General features: G+C 65.2%; 14 protein-coding genes and 1 other RNA gene. 1 reads left to right on the top strand and 14 read right to left on the bottom strand.

The annotated features are described in order from the left end of the window. Window positions 1–35 precede the first annotated feature (35 nt). The 14 genes from WQQ_RS15355 to WQQ_RS15295 all read right to left on the bottom strand — a co-directional run bounded on the left by WQQ_RS15355 (window position 36) and on the right by WQQ_RS15295 (window position 17,873). Entirely contained in the window at window positions 36–428 is a 393-nt protein-coding gene (locus WQQ_RS15355; RefSeq protein WP_007186139.1) for a hypothetical protein, read from the bottom strand. Between the two features lie 2 nt (window positions 429–430). Further along, window positions 431–2,470, bottom strand: coding sequence for an AAA family ATPase (locus tag WQQ_RS15350; protein ID WP_007186138.1), 2,040 nt, complete (start codon window positions 2,468–2,470; stop codon window positions 431–433). Between the two features lie 205 nt (window positions 2,471–2,675). Continuing rightward, window positions 2,676–2,771, bottom strand: an RNA gene (gene ffs / locus WQQ_RS23815) — signal recognition particle sRNA small type. 67 nt (window positions 2,772–2,838) lie between these two features. Further along, entirely contained in the window at window positions 2,839–3,591 is a 753-nt protein-coding gene (gene tsaB, locus WQQ_RS15345; RefSeq protein WP_007186137.1) for a tRNA (adenosine(37)-N6)-threonylcarbamoyltransferase complex dimerization subunit type 1 TsaB, read from the bottom strand. Window positions 3,592–3,632: 41 nt separating this feature from the next. Continuing rightward, complete coding sequence (gene yoaA, locus WQQ_RS15340; protein ID WP_007186136.1) at window positions 3,633–5,531, bottom strand: DNA repair helicase YoaA; 1,899 nt, start codon at window positions 5,529–5,531, stop codon at window positions 3,633–3,635. Next, a complete protein-coding gene (locus WQQ_RS23150; protein WP_157534707.1) occupies window positions 5,531–6,157 on the bottom strand; it encodes a tetratricopeptide repeat protein in 627 nt (208 codons plus the stop codon). Before WQQ_RS23150 ends, yoaA begins: the two co-directional genes overlap by 1 nt. Beyond that, a complete protein-coding gene (gene mrcB / locus WQQ_RS15330; RefSeq protein WP_007186134.1) occupies window positions 6,154–8,475 on the bottom strand; it encodes a penicillin-binding protein 1B in 2,322 nt (773 codons plus the stop codon). Before mrcB ends, WQQ_RS23150 begins: the two co-directional genes overlap by 4 nt. A gap of 86 nt (window positions 8,476–8,561) precedes the next feature. Further along, window positions 8,562–9,278, bottom strand: a complete 717-nt coding sequence (phoU, locus tag WQQ_RS15325; RefSeq protein ID WP_007186133.1) for a phosphate signaling complex protein PhoU — start codon at window positions 9,276–9,278, stop codon at window positions 8,562–8,564. A 132-nt stretch (window positions 9,279–9,410) separates the two neighbouring features. Beyond that, a complete protein-coding gene (gene pstB, locus WQQ_RS15320) occupies window positions 9,411–10,256 on the bottom strand; it encodes a phosphate ABC transporter ATP-binding protein PstB (RefSeq protein WP_374679824.1) in 846 nt (281 codons plus the stop codon). A 57-nt stretch (window positions 10,257–10,313) separates the two neighbouring features. After that, entirely contained in the window at window positions 10,314–12,011 is a 1,698-nt protein-coding gene (gene pstA, locus WQQ_RS15315) for a phosphate ABC transporter permease PstA (RefSeq protein WP_040454616.1), read from the bottom strand. A 40-nt stretch (window positions 12,012–12,051) separates the two neighbouring features. Continuing rightward, window positions 12,052–14,328 (bottom strand): ABC transporter permease subunit, encoded by a 2,277-nt coding sequence (locus WQQ_RS15310; RefSeq protein WP_040454211.1) that lies wholly within the window; start codon window positions 14,326–14,328, stop codon window positions 12,052–12,054. A gap of 101 nt (window positions 14,329–14,429) precedes the next feature. Further along, window positions 14,430–15,800 carry an OprO/OprP family phosphate-selective porin gene (locus WQQ_RS15305; protein WP_157534706.1) on the bottom strand — a complete coding sequence of 457 codons (1,371 nt, stop codon included), beginning with the start codon at window positions 15,798–15,800 and terminating at the stop codon, window positions 14,430–14,432. Between the two features lie 205 nt (window positions 15,801–16,005). Then, on the bottom strand, window positions 16,006–16,971 hold the full coding sequence (locus WQQ_RS15300; RefSeq protein WP_007186127.1) for a PstS family phosphate ABC transporter substrate-binding protein: 966 nt from the start codon (window positions 16,969–16,971) through the stop codon (window positions 16,006–16,008). A 113-nt stretch (window positions 16,972–17,084) separates the two neighbouring features. Then, on the bottom strand, window positions 17,085–17,873 hold the full coding sequence (locus WQQ_RS15295; RefSeq protein ID WP_007186126.1) for a sulfite exporter TauE/SafE family protein: 789 nt from the start codon (window positions 17,871–17,873) through the stop codon (window positions 17,085–17,087). A gap of 223 nt (window positions 17,874–18,096) precedes the next feature. On the opposite strand from WQQ_RS15295, the gene cysB reads away from it, so the two are divergent. Beyond that, on the top strand, window positions 18,097–19,077 hold the full coding sequence (gene cysB / locus WQQ_RS15290; protein ID WP_040454614.1) for an HTH-type transcriptional regulator CysB: 981 nt from the start codon (window positions 18,097–18,099) through the stop codon (window positions 19,075–19,077). Window positions 19,078–19,156: the final 79 nt, after the last annotated feature.

The following is a 19,156-nucleotide window of genomic DNA, read 5'->3' as shown; positions in this document are numbered from 1 at the left end:
CCGGACGAGGCCAGCCTGCTCGCGCGGGGCGAAGGCTACTGCTTGGCCTTGGGCTTGGCGGCCGCGCCGGCGCGCTGCAGCTGGTGTTCTCCGATGCCGGGCAGCATCACGAGCAGCGACCCGTCCTTGACAAGCTGCATCGCACCTTCACCGATCGGGGCCCCGCTTTCGGGCGAGCGCAGCACGATGATCCAGCCGCCGTTGTGCGCCTGGTAGAGCACGTCGAGCTTGCTCGCCTCGCCTTGTGGAGCGCCGGCCGCATCCGCCGGGGAAATGATGATTTGCTCGGCAGCGAACTCCCAGCCGATGGAGCCGGCATCGCCCTTCTCGACCCATTTTCCGATCGCCTCCTGGGGCACGACCGCAGCGGTCGAAACGAAGCTGACGCAAGCGAACAACAGGCCCGGCAAAGACGCGGCAAGACGCATGTCTACGAACTCAGTGGTGGATACAGTGGTGAATGGAAGCCGATCTGCTTGCGCGCATGCGGCTTCACGGCCACTTCCGCCTCAAGCATTTTCTTGAGTTCGGCGCCGTTGCCGAGTTCCCCGAGCAGCTTCGCACGATTGCGCACCACCGCGTAGTCGCCGGGCGTCAGCGAATCGATCTCGCGCACGCCGGCCGGCGCCTCGATATCGAAGTAATGACGGAACGCGAGCTCGCGCTGGGCGGGCTTGAGGAAATCGAACTTCACCTTGAACGAGAAGCGGCGCAGCGCGGCCTCGTCGAGATGGCTCATGAGATTGGTGATGCAGGCGAACGGCAGCTCGTGGCTTTCCATCCAGGTCAGCATTTCGTTGACCTGGCTGATCTCCCAGCCCTGGCTCGCATGGCGGCGGTCACCGAGCAGCGAATCGGCCTCGTCGAACACCAGGAACGCGCCAGCATCGCGCGCCTCGGCGAACGCGGCGGCGATATTGCGCTCGTTCTCGCCGACCCATTTGCTGAGCAGGTCGGAGGCGCGCTTCTGGATCACCTCCAGGCCCATCTCGCGCGCGAGCCAGCGCACGTAGGCGCTCTTGCCGGTACCCGGCGGGCCGTAGAGGCACAGCGAGAACGCACGCGTATCGAGCCCGGACAGGCGCGTCGCGAGATTCGCCAGATCGAGATCGGCGTTGATCAGCTGCGGCTCGTAGGCGACCGCGTTGTTCGGCCGCGGCGGCGCCTCGGCGCCGCGCATGACCTTGGCGATCGAGGTCACCGCGCGACGAATCTCGCGCGAGCCGCCGCCGGTCAGGCGCGCCGAACGAACCGCGCCGGCGGCGATCGCGGGCGCGGTGTCGAAGTCCTCGGCCAGGCGGCGAATTTCGTCGCGCGGAATGTCGACATGCTCGCGCTCGAGCAGGCGCGCCCAGACGCGCTCGCGCACGCGCGCCGGCGGCACCTTCATTTCGATCGCGAAGGTCATGCGGCGCAGCACGCTCGGTCCGAGCGCGGACGGATCGTTGACCGTCCACAGCGTCGGCACACGCGATTCCTCGAACAGCTTGTGCATGAACACGCGCGAGCCGTAGCCGCCCGGGCGCTCGGCGAGGAACTCGTCGTGGCCTTCGGCGCGCAGCAGGTCTTCGGCCTCGTCGAACAGCAGCAGGGCATCGGTCTGGTTTTCGAGCAGCTTCTGCGACAGCCGGAACGAGCCCACGCGCTCGTCGCGCGAAGGCTCCTGCCCGCGCTCGTCGGCCATGCCGACGCCGTAGAGCTTCAGGCCCAGCTTGGCCGCGAGCGTCTTGCAGAACTCGGTCTTGCCGGTTCCCGGCGCGCCGTACAGCAGGATATGGATACCGTGCTCCTGCAGGCTGGCCGCACGCGACAGGATGTTGCCGGCCAGGTCGCGGTCTTCGCGCAGGTGCTCGTAGTCCTCCCACTCGAGGCTGTGCAGCAGCGGATCGCCGAGCAGCGCGGCGCGCACGTCGGACAGCGGCTCGGCCTGGGCCTGCAAAAAGCGCGTCAGCGCCGGCAGCGGCTGGCAGTCGGAGCGGTAATCGATGGTGAACAGGCCCGACCCGAGCAGCCGGCCGCGCGGCGACATGGCGTCGAGCAGTTCGCCGCGCGTGAGCCCGAGCAGGGTCGCGAGCACGCCCATGACGGTCGAATCGCCGGCGCGGATCTCGTCGAGCTCCAGAGTCTCGAACAAGTCCTCGAACAGCGGCGAGACCTTGGCGCGCACCAGGGCGCCCATGAGCACGTGCTCCTGCTCGGAGAGCTGCAGCAGCTCGCCGACCGCGCGCAGGTTCAGCTCCAGCACCGACGGTTCGGCCGATTCGCGCACGGCCACGGCCGAGCGCAGGGCCTCGACGATGATGTCGTTGGTGATCGTGCGGTTTTCGTCGCCGAGATCGACTTCGAGATGCTCGGCCTCGTCGAGCACGAAGCGCGTGTAGCCGTCCTGGGCCCAGCGATAGCGGTCGACGCGGACCGAGAAATTGCTGAGCCAGCTCAACAGCAGCCGCTGCTCGAAGACTTCCATCATGGCACTGCCTTATGACGACGGGGCGAGACTGAAAATGTGGCCGAAGCCGGCGCTTCCAAGTACAGCCTGCTGAACCGCTCAATGTGACGATTAATCAAACTAAATTCCACAACCAAGCAAAATCAAACACCACGACAACCGTGCACCTTGCGTGCCCCGACTGCATGAACCGGACCGGGAGCCGATCCGGAAGGTGAGAAGAAGGTCCGCGCCAGCTGACTCCGGCGCCCGGTGCACCGCTACCGTTGCTCCCTTCCGGGCCTGGCGGGGTTCACGGCTTGCCGTCGCGGAGGGCCGGCGCGGACCAGTGACCATTATCGCCGAATTCCGCAGCTCAGGTGCCGAAAAATGCGATTGGCCTGAAATGGTCAGATATTCGCCGGATTCGCTGGCTCAGAACCGGCACCGTCAGCCTTGGCCGCGCGCGCGGCCTGCTGCTCGACCAGCGTCAGGGCGACGCGATCGCGCAGGTAGGCTGGAGCGAGTTCGTCGCCGCTGAGAGCCTGGCCGCTCGCGAAGGCGGGCAGCGCGAGCCGGAGCGCTGCGGCTGCGTGCGGCAGCGCCTGGCCGTCGATGAAGCTCGGCTCGATCTTCAGTCTCTGCTTCAACAAAGCTTCGTAAGTGCCCCAGCCGGTTCCGGCCGCGACCCAGACCACCCCGGCCACCAGATCGGCCTCGATGGCGCCTGGCGGCATGACCCGATCCGGCAACAGCGCTCGTGCCAGTCCGCCCGGCCCGCGCTCATAGGCGCCCCAGTAAACCTCGCTCATGCGGGCATCGATGCAGGCCATCACGCGCTCGGCTCCGGCCTCGATTGCGCCCTGGGCGAGCATGGCGAGCGAACTGACGCCGACGACCGGCCGGTCGAGCGCGAGCGCCAGACCTTTGACGAAGCCGACCGCGATGCGCACGCCCGCGAAGCTGCCCGGGCCGATGCCGGCGACAAGGCCGTCGAGCTGGGCCGGCCTGACCCCGGTTTCGGCGAGCAGCTGCTGCACGAGCGGAAGCAGGCGTTCGGTATGCGTGCGCCCGGCGACTTCGTAGCGCTCAACCGCTTCGCCGTCCAGCCAGAGGGCGACGGAGCAGGCTTCGGTGGCGGTGTCGACGGCGAGCAGGCGCATGGAGTCGGAGAAATCGGGAAAACAGCAAATCGGGGAGCAGCTTAAAGCGTCGCCGCCCAATCCAGGGCCTCGTCACGGTTCACGCGCGGCATCGGCGGCAGCGCTTCGAGCACCTTGCGGCCGTAGGGCTTGCCGCGCAGGCGCGGGTCGCCGATCACGAGCAGGCCGCGATCGCCGGAATCGCGGATCAGCCGGCCGGCACCCTGGCGCAGCATCATCACGGCATCGGGCAGCTGGTAATCGAAGAACGGATTGCCGCCGGCCTTGCGGATCGCGGCCAGGCGCGCCTCGAACACCGGGTCGCCCGGGGCCGCGAACGGCAGCCGGTCGATCAGCACGAGCCGCAGCGCCCTGCCCTTGACGTCGACGCCTTCCCAGAAGCTCGCGGTGCCGACCAGCACGCCGTCGCCGTCTTTCGTGAAGCGTTCGAGCAGGCGGGCGCGATCGTCCTCGCCCTGCACGTAGAGGTTCTGCGTGAGCTTGGCCCGCAGCGTCTGCGCGACCTGCTTGAGCGCCCGGTGGCTGGTGCAGAGCACGAAGGCGCCGCCGCGCGCGGCCTCGATGATCGGCACCACGGCCTCGATGAAGCGCGCGGTGTAATCGGGCGCGTTCGGCTCGGGCAGGTCGCTGGGCAGGTGCAGCCGCGCCTGCTCGGCGTAGTCGAACGGGCTGTCGAGCGCGAGCGTCTGCGCGCGCTCCAGGCCGAGCTGGCGCTGGAAGTGGCCGAAATCGCCGGCCGCCGACAAGGTCGCCGACGTGAAGATCCACGCGCCGGCATGGGTCAGACGCAGCTTCTCGAAGCTTTCGGCGACCTCGATCGGGGTCTGGTGGAAGCTGCCGCCGCGACCGCGCGCCTCGATCCAGCGCACGCGGCCTTCGAGCACCTCGGGCGCGGTCAGCAGGGACCAGCGCTCGTAGGCGGCCGCGGCGCGCTCGAACACGCCCGACAGCGCCGGCGAGCGCTCCTCGTAGGCGCGCACGGTCTGGCGAAACTCGAACAGCCGCTCCTCGGTGGTTTCGATGAGCTTGGGCACCATCGGCCTGGCGACGAAATCCTCGAGCTTGAGCCGGCCGTTGATCATGGCGAAAGCCGCTTCGAGCGACTGCACGGCGTCGGCCAGCGCTTCGCTCGCGGAGACCAGATCCGGCAGGTCGCCCCACTCGTCCGCCTCGTTCTGGGCATCGGTGGCGAGGTCGCGCAGTTGGCGCGTCGACACGCGTACGCCGAAGAATTGGGTCGCGAGTTCGGGCAGCTGATGCGCCTCGTCGACGACCACGGCGTCCGAGCCCGGCAAAATCTCGCCGAAGCCCTCGTCCTTGAGCAGAAAATCGGCGAACAGCAAGTGGTGATTGACGACGACGAGGTCGGCCGCCAGTGCCGCGCGACGCGCCTTGACGACGAAGCACTCGGCGAAATCCGGGCATTTGGCGCCCAGGCAGTTGTCGGCCGTCGAGCTCACGCGCGCATGCAGCGGATCGTCCTCGGGCAAGTCGCCGAATTCGGACAGCTCGCCCGAATCGGTGGTCTTGGCCCAGGCGCGCAGGCGATTCAGGCGGTCGTCGTAGCGCCAGCCGGGCGTCTGCATCGCGCGCGTCGTGCGCTGGATGCAGAAGTAGTTCGAGCGCCCCTTGAGCAACGCGGTGCGCGCCGGAATCTTGAGCGCGGAGAGCAAGCGCGGAAGATCGCGACGGTAGAGCTGGTCCTGCAGGTTCTTGGTGCCGGTGGACACCACCACGCGACGTCCGGCGACGAGCGCCGGAACCAGGTAGGCGTAGGTTTTGCCGGTGCCGGTGCCGGCTTCGACGATCAGGGTTTCGGCGTTGTCGATGACGCCGGCGACCGCTCGCGCCATTTCGCGCTGCGGGCCGCGCGAAACGAAACCCGGCAGGCCGCGCGCGAGTACGCCTTCGTCGCCGAACCAGTCATCGACCTCGTCCACTAGCTGCCGATCAGGTTGCGCTGAATCTCGTCGAGTCGGCCTTGCGCCTGCAGGGCGCCGATGGCATCGCCCTGGGCCTGGCGCGCCTCGGTGATGATCTTCCAGTTCTCGAGTTCAACGTAGACGTTGCCGCGCGCGAGGCTGTTGGACTTCAGCGCGATGCTCTCGGCGTTGTCGTAGAGCTTTTTGTCGAGGTAGTTGCGGGCCAGGGCCGACCAGACGAAGTAGTTGCGCGGCTCGATGCGTACGGCGCGTTCGAGCGCCCCGCTGGCCTGATCGTACTGGCCGGCGGCGCGCGCCTGACTGGCCTGCTTCATGAGCGACACCACGGCGCCGCCGCTGATGTCGGCCGCGCTCTTGGGATAGTTCGGCGGGGTCTTCTGCGGCGGAATCGTCGCCGTCTGGTCACCCGGCAAGATCGGGACCGGCTGCCGGGGCTGCTGCGGGGCGGCCGGGGCCGGCTGCTGCGGCGCCGGATAGACCGTGCCGACCGGCGGCTGGGGTTGGCTGCCGCCTGCCGGGTAGCCGGTGCGTTGGCCGGTGCTGCTCGCGCAGCCTGCCAATATGAGCAGGCCCAGCGAGGCGAGCTTGTGGCCGGTAAAACAGTAGAAGCCTTGCATCCTCATTCGAAAATCTCGCGCAACCATTGCAGGGGCTGGGATTCGGCGGACCGTGCGCAGGGCGCCCAGCTGGCCGGAGCGTAACCCCGCAAGTAGGGCAGCATCAGGCGGCTCTGGCAACCCTCGTCGGCCTTGAGGCCGGTGACCGTGTCGACCCATTGCTCCTCGACGTCCGGCGGCGGGATCAGGTCCAGCGAGCGCACGTTCAGATTGCTGAAGAGGTCGGTCCAGATCGGCAGCGCACCGGTGGCGCCCGAAAGCCCCATGGGCTTGTAGTCGTCGCGGCCGATCCAGATCACGCCGACGCGGTCGCCCGCGAAGCCGGCGAACCACGAATCGCGCAGATCGTCGGTGGTGCCGGTCTTGCCGGCCAGCACGATGTCGCCCGGAATCTTGCTGTAGGCCGAGCGGCCGGTGCCGATTCGCATGACCTGGGTCATCGCCCAGTTGATGAGATAAACCGGGCCTTCGGACAGCGTCTGCTTGACCCGGATCGGATAGCGGTTGAGCGGCTCGCCCTCTTTGGTCGTGACCTCCCGGATCGAGGACAGCGGGCTCTGGAAGCCGTTGGCCGCGAGCGTGCCGTACATCTGCGCGACCTCGATCGGGGCGATGTCCACCGCACCGAGGAACATCGACGGCACCAGCCCGGTATTGCCCGTGTAGCCGGCCTGCTTGAGCGTCTGCAGCACGTTCTTCTCGCCGACTTCGAGGCCCAGGCGCACGGTCGGCAGGTTGTAGGACTGGGCCAGCGCGATGTAGAGCGGCTGCGGGCCATGCAGCTTGCGATCGTAGTTGTTCGGGGCCCAGATCTGCTTGGTCGGCAGGCGCAGCGAGATCGGCTCGTCCTCGAGATAGGTATGCAGGTTGAAGCGGTCGCCCTGCTCGAGGGCCGTCAGATACACGAAGGGCTTCACGAGCGAGCCGATCGAGCGCCGCGAATCGAGCGCGCGGTTGAAACCGGCGTAGCGTGTATCGCGACCGCCGACGACCGCGAGCACGTCGCCGCCGTCGACGCTCGTCACCACGCCGGCCGATTCGAGTGTTCCGGCGGGCAGCTTCTTGGACTTTTCGAGCGTCGCCAGACCCTGGCCGATGCTGCGTTCGAGCTCTTCCTGCGCGCGCGGCTCCAGCGTCGTGAAGATGCGCAGGCCTTCGTCGGTCAGGTCGGATTCGGCGTACTGGCCACGCAGCTGGCGCTTGACCAGGTCGACGAAAGCCGGATAGCGCTCGACCCCGCCCTTGCCGCTGCCGGCCAGACTCAGCGGCCGCGCGATCGCCGATTCCATCTCGGCATCGCTAATGAGCCCTTCGTCGCGAAACACGTGCAGCACCAGATCGCGGCGCTCCTTGGCGCGCTTGGCGTTGCGCCGCGGGTTGTAGTACGAAGCGCCCTTGACCACGCCGACGAGCAAGGCGATCTCATGGTCGCGCAGCTCGCCGAGCGGCTTGTTGAAATAGAAGTAGCTGGCGAGGCCGAAGCCGTGGATCGCCCGGTTGCCGTCCTGGCCGAGATAGATCTCGTTGATGTAGGCCTCGAGGATCTCGTCCTTCGGATAATGCCGTTCCAGCAGAACGGACATCAGCACTTCGTTGATCTTGCGCGTCCAGCTGCGTTCGAGCGTCAGGAAGAAGTTGCGCACGAGCTGCTGGGTGATCGTGCTCGCGCCCTGCACCGTGTGGCCGGCGCGCAGGTTGACGAACATGGCGCGCAACACGCCCTTGATGCTGATGCCGAAATGGTCGTAGAAGCTCTTGTCCTCGACCGCCAGCAGGCCCGAGCGCAGCAGCTTGGGCACCTCGTCGAGCTTGACGAGCACGCGGTCCTCGCCCTGCTGCGGATAGATGCTGCCGATCAGCATCGGGTCCATGCGCACGATGTCGCGCGGCGCCTTGGTGTCGAGGTCGAGCACGTCGGAGACGCCTTCCTCGGACAGTTTCACGCTGATGCGGCTCTCGGGGCGCGGGCCGTCCCAGAAGTGAAAGGCCCGGATATAGATGTCGGCCGCGGTCTTGCTCAGCGAGAAGGTGCCGGGCCCGTCGAGGTTCTCGGTCGAGCGGTAGCCAAGGCGCTCGAGCTCGTGCCGCAACGCCCCACCGGTGATGCGTTGCCCCGCGTAGAGCTCCAGTGGAGCCGCGTAGACCTGGGCCGGCAGGGCCCAGCGCACACCGGCGAAACGCGTACGGATGTCCTTGTCGAGCTTGACGATGGTGAATGAAAACACCACCAGCCCGACACTGCCCGCGATAAGCAGCATCGCCAGCAGGCCGAGCCAGACCTGCCGCGGAACGAGGGGCGATTTTTTTCTAGTGGGAGGCGCCATGGAGCGACCCCATCATACCGGCTTGGCCCGGCAAAATAACCGGACGGCAGCTGAACGCCGCTGAAATTGGGCGGTTGGCTGATTTTTTAGTTACCGCGGACTTCCTTCTCCATCTGTTCGATCGAAACGTGTCGGACGTCCTTGCCCTTGACGAAGTAGATCACGTACTCGGCGATGTTCTTGGCGTGGTCGCCGATGCGCTCGAGCGCGCGGACCGCCCAGATCAGGTCGATCACCCGGCCGATCGTGCGCGGCTCCTCCATCATGTAGGTGATGCACTGGCGCAGCAGGGCCTCGTATTCGCGATCGATGACCGCGTCCTCGCGCACCACCGAGAGCGCCGCATCGGCGTCCATCCGGGCGAAAGCGTCGAGCGCGTTGCGCACCATGCTCGAAACCTGGCGCGCCAGATGCTGCGTCTCGACCATGTTTTCGTACATGCGCTCCTGCGTGGAGAGCTCATGCGCCATCTTGGCGATCTTGTGCGACTCGTCGCCGATGCGCTCCAGGTCGGTGATCGTCTTGATGACCGCGTGCACCAGGCGCAGGTCGCTGGCCGTGGGCTGGCGGCGCGCGAGGATGCGCGAGCACTCGTCGTCGATGTAGACCTCGAGCTGGTCGACCTTGTCGTCGGCCCGGAACACCGATTCGGCGAGCTCCGCGTCGAGGTCGAACAGCGCCCTCGTGGCGTCGATGATCTGCTGCTCGACGAGCCCGCCCATCGCCAGCACGCGCTGGCGCACGTCTTCGAGCTCGGCGTTGAACTGGCTGGAAATGTGGGACTTGTAGCCGGGGGTGGTCATGGTGAGTCCTGTTTGATCGATTAGCTCTCGCCATCCATGGCGCAACTTCGGTGCCTATCGGATAACCCTGCCCGGCCATCCCTGGCCGGGCGTTCGCCGGGAGGGCCCAATGGCAATCCGTCTATTGCCGGCTCACCCATACCGGCCGGTGATGTAATCCTCGGTCTGCTTCTTGCTCGGCTTGGTGAACAGCTGGTCGGTGTTGCCGAATTCGATCAGATCGCCCACGTACATGAAAGCCGTGTAGTCGGAAACGCGCGCGGCCTGCTGCATGTTGTGGGTGACGATGACGATCGTGTACTTGTGCTTGAGCTCGTTGATGAGCTCCTCGACCTTCAGCGTCGAGATCGGATCGAGCGCCGAGCAGGGCTCGTCGAGCAGGATCACGTCCGGGTGAATCGCGATCGCGCGCGCGATCACGAGTCGCTGCTGCTGGCCGCCCGACAGCCCGAGCGCGGAATCGTCGAGGCGATCCTTGACTTCGTCCCAGAGCGCGGCGCCCTTGAGCGCCCATTCGACGGTCTCGTCGATCACGCGCTTCTTGTTGATGCCGGCGAGACGCAGGCCGTAGGCCACGTTCTCGTAGATCGATTTCGGGAACGGATTCGGCTTCTGGAACACCATGCCGACGCGACGGCGCAGCATGGCGATATCGACATCGCGATCGTAGATGTTCTTGCCGTCGAGCGTCAGCGAGCCTTCGACGCGGCAGCCATCGACGAGATCGTTCATGCGGTTGAAGCAGCGCAGCAGCGTCGACTTGCCGCAACCGGACGGGCCGATGAAGGCCGTGACCTTGTTGCGCGCGATCTTCATGTTGATGCCGTGCAGCGCGTGCTTGGCACCGTAGTAGAGATCGAGATTGTCCACCTCGAGCGCGATCGACTCGTTCTCGATGCGGCTGGCCATGGGAATGCGGTCCAGCGACGACATGTCGATGCCGTGAGTCAAACGCGTCTTGTCTTGCACGCCGGTCATGGGTTTGTTGTCCAAAGTGAATCCTTTTTAAACGGTCACAGGGCGGCTTGTCGAAGTCTAGGCTTCGAGCGCCTTGTACCGCTCACGTAGCCTGTTGCGGATGCTGATGGCGGAAAGGTTGAGCGCCAGGATCACCAGCACGAGCAGGAATGCCGTGGCGTACACCAGCGGCCGCGCCGCCTCGACGTTCGGCGACTGGAAGCCGACGTCGTAGATATGGAAGCCCAGGTGCATGAACTTGCGTTCCAGATGCACGAAGGGCGTATCGCCGTCGAGCGGCAGCGAAGGCGCGAGCTTGACCACGCCGACGAGCATCAGCGGGGCCACTTCGCCGGCCGCGCGCGCGATCGCGAGAATCAGGCCGGTCATCATCGCCGGCGACGCCATCGGCAACACCACGCGCCAGAGCGTTTCGGCCTTGGTCGCACCGAGAGCGAGAGAGGCTTCGCGCACCGAGCGCGGAATGCGCGCGAGGCCTTCTTCGGTGGCGACGATGACGACGGGCAGCGTCAGCAACGCAAGCGTCAGCGAGGACCACAGAATGCCCGGCGTGCCGAAGGTCGGCGCCGGCAGCGATTCGGCGTAGAACGCGCGGTCGATGGCAGCTCCGACGAAGTAGACGAAGAAGCCCAGGCCGAACATGCCATAGACGATCGACGGCACGCCCGCGAGATTGTTGACCGCGATGCGGATCGCCTGCGTGACGAAGCCCTGCTTGGCGTATTCGCGCAGATACAGCGCGGCGAGCACGCCGAACGGCATCACCACGATCGACATGATGATGACCATCATCACGGTGCCGAAAATCGCCGGAAAAATGCCGCCTTCAGTGTTCGCCTCACGCGGGTCTTCGCTGACGAACTCGCCGAGCTTGCGGAAGAAGAAGATCGTCTTGGCGAACACGCCCATGTCGTTCGGGCGATAGCCATCGAGCACCTTGGCGAGCGGCAGTTTGACCTCGTTGCCGTCGACGGTCTTGATGACCAGCGTATCGCGCGCGAGCTCCTGCTTGAGCTTGTCGAGCTCGACGCGCAGCTTTTCGTAGCTCGCCTGCTCGTGCTTGCGCTGGTCATCGATCTCGGCGTAATCGGCGGCGGCGTTTTCGCGCGTGCGGCCCTTGAGCTGCAGCCGTCGCTCGTCGAGGCGCAGCTGCTCGAGCGCGTAGTTGATGCTGCTGATCTCGCCTTTTTCGATGTCGCGAATCTGCCCGCGCAAATCGTCGGCGCGATCCAGGCGCTCATCGAAGGCGTCCCAGGCCTTCGAGGCATCGGCGACACGCGTACCGTTTTCTTCGACGCCTTCGAGAAACCCGTGGAAATTGCCCCACTCCACGCGCTCGAACACGCCGGCGCTCTCGGGCGTGCTGCGTTCGACGAACCAGTCCGACAGCAGATAGCGGAAGTCGGCGCCGTAGACATCGCGATTCGCCACTTTGACGAGCAGGCGCTCGTGCAGGGGCTTGTCGTCGGTGATCTGCATGCCCGCGCCTTTCAGGCGCTCGCTCGTCACTTCCTCGGTGCTGCGGATTTCGACGAGCAGCGGAACCGCTTCTTCGCCGGTCGCCTGATAACGGCCCTGCACGAGATCGGCCGGCCAGAAATGCGGCAGGCCGCGCGTCGCCGTCAGGATCAGCAGCGACAAAGTGATGATGAACGCGAAGGCGATGGCGGCCGCCGTCACCCACACGTAGGGCGCACCCGAGCGCACGTAGGCGCCCACGCCGCGCGTGTCCTGCGCGACCAGGGTCTTGGGCATCGCGGCTGCGATTTCGTCTGCGATATTGGCCATGTGCGAACTACAGGCTGCTGTATTTGCGACGCAGGCGCGCGCGCACCAGCTCCGCTACGGTATTGAACAGGAAGGTGAAGACGAACAGCACCAGGCCCGACAGGAACAGCAGGCGGAAGTGCGTGCTGCCGACTTCGGATTCGGGCATCTCGACCGCCACGTTCGCGGCGAGCGTGCGCATGCCCGAGAACAGGCTGAAGTTGGTCACCGCGGTGTTGCCGGTGGCCATCAGCACGATCATGGTTTCGCCGACCGCGCGGCCCATGCCGATCATCACGGCGGAGAAAATGCCCGGGCTTGCGGTCGGCAGCACCACGCCGACCAGCGTCTGCCAGGGCGTCGCGCCGAGCGCGAGCGAACCGAGCGACAAATGCTTGGGCACCGAGAAGATCGCGTCTTCGGCGATCGAGAAGATCACCGGAACCACCGCCACGCCCATCGCGATGCCGACGACGAGCGCGTTGCGCTGGTCGTAGCCGATGCCGAGCGTGTGATCCATGAAAGCCTGCATGTTGCCGCCGAAGGCGAGCGCTTCGACCGGCTTGGCGAGCACGAAGCAGAGCCAGACGATCAGCACGATCACCGGAATCAGCAGCGCGGCTTCCCAGCCCTGCGGAACGCGCAGGCGCAGCGAGCGCGGCATGCGCAGCCACAGATAGCCGAAGATCGGAATCGACGTGGGCAGCAACAGCAACGCCAGGAACATGCCGGGCAGGTTGTCTTCGACGAACGGCGCGAGCCACAGGCCGGCCAGGAAACCGAGAATCACCGACGGCAGCGCGGCGAGCACTTCGACCGCCGGCTTGACCACCTGGCGCAGTTCGGGCGACATGAAATTGGCCGTGAAGATGGCGCCGAGGATCGCCAGCGGCATCGCGAAGATCATCGCGTAGAACGCGCCCTTGAGCGTGCCGAGCGCGAGCGGCGTCATGCTGAACTTGGCCTCGAAGTCGGCGCTCGCCGACGACGACTGCCAGAGCCACAGCGGCGCATCGTAGCTCTCGTACCAGACCTTGTTCCAGAGCGCGCTGACCGAGACTTCGGGATGCTCGTTGTCGACGTCGTAGGCGACGATCTTGCCGTCGTCGCCGAGCGCCATGAGCAATTGCGCACGCGGGTTGAACGCGAGCGAGCGCACCGCCGAATCGAGCATCTTCTGCTCGTGGATCAGCCGGCCCGAGGTCGCGTAGAACACCGAGACATGGCCCTGGTCGTCGCCGACCGCGAAGCCGCGACGACGCGGCTCGGCACCGATCGACGTGGCCTTGGCGCCGTCCGCTAGCGAAAAATCGCGCACGTGCGCCAGATAGGTCTTGCCGGCGTTCGCGCCCTCGGTGCGACGCGCCGGGAACCACTGCGAAATGCGGCCGTCGGCATGCGCGACGACGATCGAAATGCCACCCGCCAGGTAGTGCGCCCCGACGACCGGGCCCTTCGAGTCGACCACTTCGACGAGCTCGGCCGGCTTGTCGCCGCCGACGCGATAGAACGCGATCCTGCCGCTGTCCTTGTCGATCGCGTAAAGCCAGCGCATGCCCGGATCGAGCAGCAGGATGTCGGGCTTGAGCGGCGGAACGAAGCGCTGCAGCGGCGATTCGGTGACGCTGCTGTCGCCCATCAGGTCCGTGGTGACCTCGAACGACTTCAGCGAAATGCTGCCGTCCGGATCGGAGCCGGCGATCATCATCGCATCGTCGCTCTCACGCACGGCGAGGTGCATGGGCGCGCGATCCATGAAGGCAACCGGTGCCTCTCCTTTCGGATAGACCACGCCCGGCGTGATCAGGCGCTGGTCGTCGGGATAGCTGACCTTGTATTCGGGCGTGAACAACAGCACCGAGCCGTCCGACAACCCCGCCGCGAGCGAAGCTTTTTCGGGGGCGACCTCGATCACCTCACCCACTTGGCGATCGCCGATCGGCAGGTGCTGGGTGTCGCGCGGCTGGCCGTTGTGGAGATCGAAAAAGCTCAGCTCGCCCGAGGCCGACACGCGCAGGCCGACCTCGCCCTGCTCTTCGGCGGCGACGAACAGCGTCGGGCTCGCATCGCCGGGCACCGGAAACGACTGGCGCGCCTTGAAGTGCGCGCCCGCGAACAGCGGCGCCACTTCCGAGACCAGGTAAACGAAGATCAGCAGCAGCGCCACGATCACGCCGATGCCGCCGACCAGCACGACGAGCTTGGCCGCCAAGTCCTTCAGGTAACGCGGCTGATAGCCGCTGCGACCGGCCACGATGGAACGGGGAACGCGGTCGACGGGGTCGGACGTGGGAGCTTCGCTCATGGATCGATCAACGAATGACGGGCGGGCGCAGAAACAAAGCGCAGCGTAAGGCTGCGCTTTCTACGCGAAAAATACTGCGGGAAAAAGTCGTGCGGCATCGATCAGAACGCGAACTGCGCCCGCGCGGTGAAGGCCTGCGGCTTGTCCTTGGCAAAACCGCGGTCGTTCTCGCCCTTGAGATAGTCGAACATGAAGCGCACCGCCGGGTTGACGTACCAGTTGACCCCGGCTGTGATCAGACTCGCCTCGCAGTGCGTGGCCGCGACCGTAGTGGCGGGCAGAGGATTGGCGCCCGTGCTCGCGGGGATGGCGACGTCGCAGCCCGCGTTCGAGTCTTTGTTTTCGGCGTGGTCGTAGCGCAGCGCAAGTTCGACCGCTCCGTGCGAACTGCTGGCCGGCTTGGGCTGGCCGAATACACCCTCGCCCTTCTTGTATGGACGACTTTCGCCGGTCAGGAAGTAGCTGGCCTGCACATACCAGGCCGGGATGTCCTGATCGCGCGCGCCATCTCCCTGGCCGACGGTCTGCAGCATGTATTCGGCCTGCACTTCTGCCGCCCCGAACTCGCTTGCGACCTCGACGCCGAGGGTGCGTGCGTGATCGCCATCTTTGGTGGTGCCGAGGACGACCGTCGGACCGCGACGGCCTGCGTACGCCGCGGCGCTGCCGATGTTGTCATCCGAACCGTCGTTGCCGTTGGTCTGAGGATTTTCGTCGCTGTACGACAGCCCCAAGTGCAGCACCTTGCCGTCGGCATGCAGCGGGGCATAGACGACGCGGCCGTTGTAGCCGATGCCTTCGGTCGGGCGCGTATTGTCGCGCCGCAGATCGAAGAAGCTCGCGCCGACGAGGAAATCGCGGATATCCGCCTTGTAGAAGATGCCCTCCTGGAACTCACGGCTCGAACCGCCGCCGTAAGTGCCCGCGGCCGAGGCGAACGGGCGCTCCATCAGGGTGATGTCGTTGGAGCTGGTCAGCTCTTCCATGCCGCGGAAGGGCTTCATCTGGCCAATGAAGACGTCACCCGATCCGAGCGCGTGGCTGATGTAGATGTCCTGGAACGCGATGTCGCGGCTGCTGTTGCTGCTGCCGGTGGCGACGCCGTTGTTGGTGCTGTTGCCAGCGAAATCGGGCTCGAACTTGTAGCTCCAGCCGTAGGCCTTGCCCTTGAGCGTCAAGTAGAGACGGCGGAAATAAGTGGAACTGCGCTCGTCGTTGGCGCCGGTGCCGCTGCCGAAGGCCGCGGAGCGACCATCCGGGGCGGTGGCGATGGCGTTTTCGTCCTCGTTGAGCTCGTAGAGATCGAACTGGATGCGCCCGCCGAGGCTGGCCTCGAACTCGCCGTCATCGCTTTTGACCTTGAACCCGCCTTTGGTATCGAGAGTGGCCGCTTGCGCGGCACCGACGCCTGCACCCCACAACAGCGCCAGGACCGGAACGGGGACGAGCTTCTTCACACTGGGTGTCTTCACGATACTCTCCCGCAACTGCTTGAGGGAACGGGTGCAAGGCCGAGGCGACGCCGGAGCCTGCCGGCGCCGCCCCGAAACGGCGTGGACCGGCGGCCTGATCGCCACGGTCTTCAATGGGCATCCCGCGAAAAGCGGGGGCTGCGAAACGACTGCGGAAGCCTTGCCGTCGACTCGACGAACGCTCTTGCGCGCGCGCCGACCGAGCTTATTTGAGCTTGGCCAGTTCCTTCTCCGCAAGCTTGGCCGGGAGCGCGATATAGCCGTCCTTCTCGACCGTGGCCTGGCCCGACTTGGACAGCACCATCCTGAAGAACTCGAGCTCCAGCGGAGACAGCGGCTTGTTCGGCGCCTTGTTGACGTAGACATAGAGCACGCGAGCCAGCGGATACTTGCCGCTGATGGCGTTCTTTTCGGTGGCTTCTTCGAGCTCGCCACCATCCTTGGAAGCAATCGGAACCGCCTTGACACCCGAGGTCTTGTAGCCGATGCCCGAATAACCGATGGCATTCAGACCGGTCGAGACCGACTGCACCACCGAGGCGCTGCCCGGCTGCTCATTGACGTTGGTCTTGAAATCGCCCTTGCAGAGCGCGTGTTCCTTGAAGTAGCCGTAGGTGCCCGAGACCGAGTTGCGGCCGTAGAGCTGGATCGGCCTGGTCGCCCAGGCACCGGTCAGGCCCAGATCACCCCAGCGCGTTACATCCTTCTCGGCACCGCATTTGCGCGTGGCCGAAAACACCGCGTCGACCTGCGACAGGCTCAGGCCCTTGATCGGATTGTCCTTGTTGACGAACACGGCGAGCGCATCGATGGCAACGCCGACCGCGGTCGGCTTGTAACCGTACTTCTGCTCGAATGCCTGGATTTCCTGCTCCTTCATGAGGCGCGACATCGGACCGAAGTTGGCCGTGCCCTCGGTCAGCGCCGGCGGCGCCGTGGCCGAACCGGCGCCCTGAATCTGGATGTTGACGCTCGGGTAGAGCTTCTTGAACTCTTCCGCCCACAGGGTCATCACGTTGTTGAGCGTGTCGGAGCCCACGCTGCTGAAGTTGCCCGACACGCCCGCAGCCGGCTTGTAGTCGGGAAGGCTGGGATCGAGCTTGGCGAATGCCGCGCCCGTCATCAGGCCGGCGACGGCGCCGAAGCTCACTGCAAACGATTTAATGTTCATGTACTGCCTCAAAGGTGGCTATGGAGCGTCGCCATGGTGGGATTGGCTCGTGCACAGCGTATGAATCTTTGATGACAGAAATATTTCAGCCTGAAGCGGCAATAAAAATCAAATCAAAACAGAAGCTTATAAAGCATCATACTGCCGACGAGGATCAGCAGGGCGGCAATCAGCTTCTTTAAGACAGCCTCGTTAAGGCGAAAACCGATGCGGGTGCCGATCCAGATTCCCGGAATCGCCCCCACCAGCAGGGCCGCCAGCATCGGCCAATTGATCGCCCCGAGTCCGGCATGCCCCAGGCCGGCGATCGCCGTGATGATGACGGCGTGAGCCAGATCGCTGCCGACGAGGCGAATGGGCGGATGCTTCGGATAGATGAGGAGCAGCATCATCATGCCGATGACCCCTGCCCCGACCGACGAGATGGTCACCAGCGCCCCGATGGCGACGCCGCAAATCACCGTCAGTGGTCGCTGCCACCGATCCGGCAGGGCCATGGGTCGACGCCCGCTGCGCTCGATCAGCCTGAGCAGAGGCTCCTGCAGCAGGGTGAATAACGCGGTAACCAGGATGGCGACGGCCAGCACCAGCTTGATCATCTGGTCCAGCTCCTTGCCCTGCGGCTGCAAATGCAGGAACCCCAGAGTCAGCAGTGCCGCGGGCACACTGCCGATCGACAGCCAGCCGACGAGCTTCCAGTCGAGCGAGCGGTTGCGAACGTGCAGGCCGACGCCGAAAGCCTTGCTGATCGAGGCGTAGAGCAGGTCGGTGCCCACCGCCACGGTGGGCGAGATGCCATAGAACAAGATGAGGATCGGGGTCATCAGCGATCCTCCGCCAACGCCCGTGGCGCCCACCGCGATGCCGACCGCCAGGCCAGCCCAGGCAAATGCGAAATCCATGTCGTGTGACGTAGGAGAAAGAGCCGCGCACATTAACAACTGGACAGCCTTTTATCTTGAAGAAAACCACTAACATCTATGCTTATTCCAAATTTGAATAACAAACCGGCATAACGGAATAACCAAGTGTTCTTTTAAAGAAAAAAAGAATATGGCACAGTGTTGACCGCCTTGTTGTGGAATATGCAACGAGTTCTACAGACTCAAATATGTGGACGATGCCGTGAAACTCCGACAACTGAGCTACATCCACGAGGTCTCCCGCCGCGGCCTCAATGTCACCGCCGCCGCCGATGCGCTCTATACCTCGCAGCCCGGCGTCAGCAAGCAGATCCGCATGCTCGAGGAAGAGCTCGGCGTCGACATCTTCGTTCGCAACGGCAAGCACCTGTCCGAAGTCACGCCGGCCGGCAAGCGCATCCTCGAATACACCGACCGCCTGCTCAACGAGGTCGAGAACATTCGCAATATCGCCGAGGAGTTCCGCGACACCGACCGCGGCGATCTGTCGATCGCGACCACACACACGCAGGCGCGCTACGCGCTGCCGCCCGTCATCCAGCGCTTCAAGGGCCGTTTTCCGCGCGTTTCGCTTCACCTGCACCAGGGCTCGCCGCCGCAGATCGCCAAGATGGCGGCCGAGGGCCAAGCCGATTTCGCCATTGCCACCGAGGCGCTCGAACACTTCGAGCAGCTGGTCATGTTGCCCTGCTACCACTGGAACCGCTGCGTGCTGATCAAGCCCGATCATCCGCTCGCCCAGGTCTCGCGGCTCACGCTCAAGGAGCTGGCCGAGTTCCCGATCATTACTTATACGTTCGGCTTCACGGGTCGATCGAAGCTCGACCAGGCCTTTGCCGCGAGCGGCCTGCGCCCGGACGTGGTACTGACCGCGGTCGATGCGGACGTCATCAAAACCTATGTCCGCCTGGGCCTCGGCGTCGGCATCATCGCGGACATGGCTTACGACGAAAAAACCGACGCCGACCTGGTTTGCCTGAAGGCCGACCATCTGTTCGAGCAGAGCACCACCCATATCGGCTTCCGCCGCGGCCTGTTCCTGCGCGGATTCATGTACGAATTCATGCAGACCTTCGCCCCGCATCTGACGCGCGAGCTGGTGGATTCGGTGGCCTCAATTCCGGATCACGAAGAGCGCGCGGCCAAGACGCGCGCTCTGATCGACGAAATGCATACGCTTTGACGGATTGACATGAACGGACGAGCCAACCGAGTCGATCCAGGTCTTGGCCTATAATCCGCCTCCCCTGTAGGGGACGCAG

The organism is Hydrocarboniphaga effusa AP103 (genome assembly GCF_000271305.1).
Taxonomy (GTDB): Bacteria; Pseudomonadota; Gammaproteobacteria; order Nevskiales; family Nevskiaceae; genus Hydrocarboniphaga; species Hydrocarboniphaga effusa.
Note: the sequence above shows the minus strand (reverse complement) of the source record. Positions and strands in the feature narration are given on the sequence as shown.